At 56.9% G+C, this 6,051-nt stretch carries 6 protein-coding genes; 5 read left to right on the plus strand and 1 reads right to left on the minus strand.

What is annotated here, in order from left to right; genetic code table 11:
* The first annotated feature begins 908 nt into the window (after positions 1–908).
* The gene (locus tag R6U20_RS03030; RefSeq protein WP_410336393.1) at positions 909–1,193 is read left to right on the plus strand and encodes a nucleotidyltransferase family protein; all 285 of its coding nucleotides are present in this window, start codon (positions 909–911) and stop codon (positions 1,191–1,193) included.
* Positions 1,190–1,648, plus strand: coding sequence for a hypothetical protein (locus R6U20_RS03035; protein WP_410336394.1), 459 nt, complete (start codon positions 1,190–1,192; stop codon positions 1,646–1,648). Before R6U20_RS03030 ends, R6U20_RS03035 begins: the two co-directional genes overlap by 4 nt.
* Positions 1,649–1,726: 78 nt before the next feature.
* On the opposite strand, the gene R6U20_RS03040 is transcribed toward R6U20_RS03035, so the two are convergent.
* The gene (locus tag R6U20_RS03040; RefSeq protein WP_410336395.1) at positions 1,727–2,656 is read right to left on the minus strand and encodes a hypothetical protein; all 930 of its coding nucleotides are present in this window, start codon (positions 2,654–2,656) and stop codon (positions 1,727–1,729) included.
* Between the two features lie 524 nt (positions 2,657–3,180).
* Here R6U20_RS03040 and R6U20_RS03045 point away from each other — a divergent pair.
* The 3 genes from R6U20_RS03045 (at position 3,181) to R6U20_RS03055 (ending at position 5,938) form a co-directional block, all read left to right on the plus strand.
* Positions 3,181–3,636, plus strand: coding sequence for a GNAT family N-acetyltransferase (locus R6U20_RS03045; protein WP_410336396.1), 456 nt, complete (start codon positions 3,181–3,183; stop codon positions 3,634–3,636).
* 99 nt (positions 3,637–3,735) lie between these two features.
* The gene (locus R6U20_RS03050) at positions 3,736–4,983 is read left to right on the plus strand and encodes an ABC transporter permease (protein ID WP_410336397.1); all 1,248 of its coding nucleotides are present in this window, start codon (positions 3,736–3,738) and stop codon (positions 4,981–4,983) included.
* Between the two features lie 61 nt (positions 4,984–5,044).
* Complete coding sequence (locus R6U20_RS03055) at positions 5,045–5,938, plus strand: ABC transporter permease (RefSeq protein WP_410336398.1); 894 nt, start codon at positions 5,045–5,047, stop codon at positions 5,936–5,938.
* The last annotated feature ends 113 nt before the right edge of the window (positions 5,939–6,051 follow it).

A 6,051-nucleotide genomic window follows, 5' to 3' on the forward strand; every position in this document is an offset into this window, starting at 1 on the left:
CAGCAGGAGCGGAATAGGATGGAGTAGAGACGCAGAACGCGGAGATGAGCCCATCGAGGGCCACAAGGAGAATAGCACAGGTACGAGCAGGCAATCCGAAAAGCAGACGAGCACAGCGCAACGGCAGCAAAATAACCGTATGCACCATTGCACCCGATCACGCCTCGTACCGACGGCGATCGTATGGGGCGCATGCCGATAGATACGTCACTCGGCACACGCAGACGGGCAGCTAAAATGCACCTATAGAGCAGCCCCCCCCCCGCAGATCTGCAAAGGTAAATTGCAACGAAGTTGTGAGTAGGTTTCGGCTTCAAAAACAGCGAAGAGGCCCTCGAACTCGTCGCTTGCAAGGCCCGTATGGGCTGGAAACGTCATGTCATTGGTGGCAAAGTCACCGTATCGGAGTTATTCGTACTGACAATATACGCCCACCAACTCTTTGCCTAAACCTAATGAGTCTGCGCAAATTCCTTTATCGGCAGAAAAAGTGTGATGCAAATGGTTACTTGCCGCAGGTGAACGCGTCCGGAGAACCATGGTACATGACAAAACTCACATGCCCCTTCACACACTCGGATTTTTGTCATTCTGAGGAGCGCAGCGAGGGCCGAAGGTCATGCCTGTTGCACGAAGGGGCCGACAGGTCATCCGTTGCGGGAATCTCTTTGAGCCGAGCGGAACCAAGGGCAGATCGCTGTCTCTCTCCGGTCTGATTCCGCCGATTCCGGGGAGATCCCTCTGCCGACGGCTGTCGGCATCGGGATGACGTGCCGGGGACGTGGGAATGCCGGTTCTGTGAAGGCTCGCTCAGGTTTTGTCGTGTACTGTGCCGGAGAACACTTTCGTTATTGAATTTGCTTATTGGATTTGCATCCAAACCTGCATCCAAACCAACATCCTGAGCTATGCCTGTTGCCCTCAACCATATTGACGAAGCTATTGCCATTGCCCGCCGTCACGGAGCCACGCAGGTCGTGCTGTTTGGCAGCACCCTGTTGGCCCCCGATGCAGCTCATGACCTTGACCTGGCTATTGGAGGGGTGCCGGGCTGGGACTTCTACAAGTTGGCGGCTGAACTCGATGCCCATCTTCCGGTGCCTGTGGACGTAGTGCCCTTAGAGCCTGCTAATACATTTACTCAGCGCATTCTGGATCGCGGACGCGTCGTCTATGAAGAGGACTCGCCATGACGAAAACCGAGCTACGTGAAGAAGTGCACGACGAGTTAACGCGAATGGACACTGTCGTTACCGAACTGGTGCACCTGCGCCGCGATGTTGGGCGTGCCGCACCTACCCTCCGCGAAAAAGTGGCTGGGGGAGCCTTTCTCATGCAGTTTTACAACGGCACCGAGAATATTCTCAAGCGGATTGCCCGGTTTCACAGCGTGTTGCTTCCACGTAGTGATAAATGGCACGCAGAACTATTTGAGGGCTTCACAGCAGATGCAACGCCTGGGCTTCCCGTCCTATTCGATGATAGCCTGGCAAACGAAATGCGTGCGTACCGCGGATTCCGCCATGTTGTCCGGTCAAGCTACGGCGTTGAACTTGACTGGGAACGTATGCGGGAAGGCATCGACCGCTTGCCAATGACGTTCGAACAGTTTCAGCACGCTGTATTGCGTCATCTTGATGGTTTATAGAAGAGCGATTGCAATTCTCGTACAGATACGATAAAAGGGGAGCAGGGCGTGCTTCCAATTGCACAAGCGTAAATGTTGTCACGAAGCCGCTCCATCAATCACCGTCTTTTCTACAACCGTCCATCCCTGATCCAAGGTGTACCTGACTGTCAGGTCGTACTCGTAGAATGAGTGATCTGATATTTCGACGGCGTGCACGACGACGCATCGGTGTGTGTCCTCCGAATCCAGTTGTGTTTCGGTGCCACTGCACGCGTCTGCCGGACGCGGCGAGCCGAAGGCAACACTCACAAACGATCCTTTTTCTTGACACGCTGGGGAAGCCGAAGTCAAAGCGCCTGTGCTATTGGGCACGGGCAACCCGCTGGTGAATGCACAGGCGGCGTCCGCAACAATATCTGCTACCGGAACACCGAGGCGACGCAGTACTTGCCGTCGCTCGGCCCTGCGCTCATCTGAGACCGGATGCACCGCATCAGGCGTCATCGAAAGAGCAAGCTGTTCTGCCTCAACGTTTCGCAGATCGAACGCACGAGTGTCAGTTGGACCGATCCACAGTCCGTTTTCGTTGACGTACTGTACGAGCGTAGCGAATAGCGTGGTGTCGGAGGCTGCTTGTGCAGCTTGCTCGTACGAATTAAACCCTCCTCGTCCAAACGAAGACAACGTAAGTCGTTCGTCCGTTAGATTCATCACATGGTAACACCTCTGCTCTCCTGTGTTGGGTACAACGCGGAGCACGATGTCGAGTGGACTTTGCTCAAGGGCTGTAACTCCTTCGCATTCCTCGACAAACTCATAGCTGTACTCGCTGCTCATTTCGCCCTCATAGTACGTCTGCTTCAGGCCGTTCTCTGTGAACTGGGTTGTAGCATCGGGATCCTCAGTGCTAACCCAGGTGCCGATGATATCTTCTTCCTCCGGCTCTTGGGCATAGCCTGGAACCACGACCAGGCACAGCATGCACACAGCGATCCAGCAGCGTTGCAGAAAGCGGCAAGAACGCATAACGTCTGATGCTGGGAGCAGATCGGGCTTTGAAAGAACAATCTTTACAGCATCAAAAGCAACCTACATCGCCCCTCCGCCCACTCGCTTGTGCTCGACGATTGTGTACGTGCCTCCCTCTGACCGAAAAACAAGTTCGTAGATGTATGCTGAAAATGGCGTTAGCTGAAGAACGCGAACTGCTGTTTGCGCCTGTTTAGAATGGACCGTGTCCTGATTTGCAGCCACAGGCAGACTCACGGCTCCCATTAGCCATACACGGCTCATGGGAACGCTCAATCCAGTTGACTCTGAATCGTTTTGTTGCACACCAACAGAAGCACACCCGCGATACCTGATTATTGCCCTCCTGCATGCTATATTAACGCATACGATCCCACTGTAACGTGCAACCGGGGGACCGTCCGCCTCGGCGAGCCGTTTTCTGCTGAGAACCATTCAGAAGCCGCCGGACGCAGGATGCGGTTCTACGTCACATTCGAAGTGAGCATCACATATCGTGTAGCAGCTACCGGCCCCTCGACATGGATGTATCGACCTCACTGCGGATTGTGGAGCTTCCTTATGAGGAGCGCTCATTACTCCACAGCCTGAACCAAACCATTTTTGGGGATACGCAGGTTATTCGCACCTTTGAGCGCACCGACCTGATGATGCTGGTTGCGTGGCTACGCGGCACGCCAGTCGGCTTCAAGGTGGGCTATCAGCTTCAGCCTCGCACTTTTTACAGCGCCAAGGGCGGGGTGCTGCCAAAAGTGCGGCGGCGCGGCATTGCACGAGCGCTTTTGCACGCCATGCTGGATCGCGTACGGGAGCGCGACTACCGCCGGTTTGTATTTGACACATTTCCAAACATGCATCCCGGCATGACCATTCTGGCACTGAACGAAGGGTTTCAGGTGGTGCAGGCTGGCTACAATACCGAACACAGCGACTACCGCCTGCGCTTTGCGCATTTATTTCCGTCCAATGGCGAATGACAACGCCAATACGCCTGTTGATGCAACCTGCTGTAACCATCGTTTGTGGACATACGTACGTGGGGTGCTGTTGCCTGTCGCATCAACCTGTACTGCTCTGTGCGCCGTTTTCTGTTCGACCTGGTGGAAGGTCTCCGCATTGCTCTAAACGCCATCTGGGCGAACCGCCTGCGGGCCGTGCTTACCACCCTGGGCATTGTGATTGGCATCGTATCGGTCACGCTCATGGCCGCGCTCATTAACGGCGTCAACAACGAGTTCGAAGAGACCCTCTCCTCGCTCGGTGCCGATGTGATGTACGTGAGCAAATTCCCGTGGGGGGCCAACGTGAATGTGGACTGGTGGGAGATGGCCAACCGCCCGGCTCTTTCTGTGGACCTGATCGATACCATTCAGGAGCGCTCGCGCTACGCGTCGTTTGTGGCTCCTATGACCAGCACCAACCGCACCGTATCGCATCGCAACCGCTCGGCGCAGGCCAGCATCACAGGGTCTTCGCCGCTGTACGGACAGATTCGCGGGGTTGACCTGGCCGAGGGGCGCTTTCTGACTGAAGCCGACGAGCGAGGCGCACGCAACGTGTGCGTCGTGGGCGCTTCAATTGCCGACGAGCTGTTCCCAAGCACATCGGCGCTCGGGCAATCCGTGCGTATGGGCACTGCCCCATGTACTGTGGTCGGCGTCATTGAGCGCGAAGGCGCGGGGCTCTTCGGCGGCGATGGCAGCCACGACAACACCATCCTTGTGCCGTTTCGCACGTTCGAACGCCTGTTTGGCGTAAGCCGCTGGCGTAGCATCACCATTATGGTGAAGGTGGATGGCACAGAACTCATGGCTCCCGCCGAAGACGAGCTCACCGGCATCTTGCGAACCGCCCGCCAGCTCGATCCTATGGAGCCTGACAACTTCGAAATCAACCAGCAGGATGCAATTCGAGACTCATTTTCCACGGTCCGCATTGCTATCTACGGTGTGGGACTGTTTCTTACGGCGCTGGCCCTGGTTGTAGGCGGTATTGGCGTGATGAACATCATGTTCGTCTCGGTCAAAGAACGCACCAAAGAGATTGGCATCCGCAAAGCCGTAGGAGCAAAGCGCTTTACCATCCTGCTTCAGTTTCTGATTGAGGCGGTCATTGTGTGCCTGATTGGCGGACTGATTGGCATCGGCGTTACCACAGCGCTTACTGCGTTCATCAGCAGCACGCTGGGCATTGCTGCTCCGCTTTCCCCCACCGTCATCGGCATTGCCTTCGTTATCTGCGTAGGGGTCGGCGTGCTCTTTGGCATTGCTCCTGCCTGGCAAGCCGCCCAGGCACGCCCCATCGACGCGCTGCGCTACGAGTAGCCCAAGCACTCCGCAGACGTCCTCTATTCATGACCTGTTTCGTTGAATCCCTCTGTTTGCTGTGAGCCTCATTGAAGCGTTTTGGTCGGCCCTCCGTGCGCTGCGCGCCAACCTGACCCGCTCGGCCCTTACGCTGCTCGGCATGGTCATCGGCGTGTTTGCCGTCATTGCAGCCGTGACGGCGGTGGATGTGATCGACACGTACTTCAAGGAGTCGATTCAGCAGTACGGCACCAACACATTCTCGGTCAAGCGCCACGGCGACCAGTTCGTGGGCCCGAGGCGCGGACGCACCTACCGCCCGCCGGTAACCTACAACCAGGTCGAAACGCTGCGGGACCGGGTGGGCGCCACCTACGAGGTAAGCGTGCTCGACCAGTTTGCCAGCCGCGAACGGGCCCAGTCGCGCTTCGAAGAAACCGAAGCCGCCATCGAACTGCACGGTACCGATGCCTTCTTCCTTGACAACTACGGCTTTACGCTCGAGGCCGGACGCCCCTTCACCGAGCAAGATGTGCGCAACGCTCGTCCAGTCGCGATGCTGGGCGCGCCCGTAGCCGAAACGCTCTTCCCCAACGAAACACCCCTTGGCAAAACCGTGCGCATCGGGCGCGTGCGCCTGGAGGTGGTGGGCGTCCTCGAAGAAAAGGGCGGCTTCCTCGGGCTCGATCCCGACTCCCGCATCTACGCCCCCATTACCCATCTCCTGGCTGCCTACGGCGATGGCGGGCGCGACATGAACAGCGTCAGCATCCGTGTAGGCAACGAAAGCGGCATGCAAGCCGCGCAAGACGCCATCATCAGCCAGATGCGCGTCATCCGGCAAGTCGATGCCGGAGCCGAGAATAATTTCGAGATCGAGACCAACGAGTCCGCCCGCAGCACCTTCGACACGTTCACCTCCACCCTCACCCTGGCCGGGGCGGGCATCGGACTCATTGCGCTCGTCATCTGAAGAATTGGCCGGGGCGCTGGAAAAGGAATGGAACCTCGAAGTGGAAATATCCGGGAAAAAGGCCGGCAAATCAATTGTGTTGATACGGAAAGATGTTTCTGAACCGATAAAGG

The organism is Longimonas sp., assembly GCF_046498435.1.
Lineage (GTDB): Bacteria > Bacteroidota > Rhodothermia > Rhodothermales > Salinibacteraceae > Longimonas.

Coding starts and splice junctions, on each gene's coding strand:
- R6U20_RS03030 (WP_410336393.1), top strand. CDS start 909: ATGCCTGTTGCCCTCAACCATATTGACGAAGCTATTGCCATTGCCCGC.
- R6U20_RS03035 (WP_410336394.1), top strand. CDS start 1,190: ATGACGAAAACCGAGCTACGTGAAGAAGTGCACGACGAGTTAACGCGA.
- R6U20_RS03040 (WP_410336395.1), bottom strand. CDS start 2,656: ATGCGTTCTTGCCGCTTTCTGCAACGCTGCTGGATCGCTGTGTGCATG.
- R6U20_RS03045 (WP_410336396.1), top strand. CDS start 3,181: ATGGATGTATCGACCTCACTGCGGATTGTGGAGCTTCCTTATGAGGAG.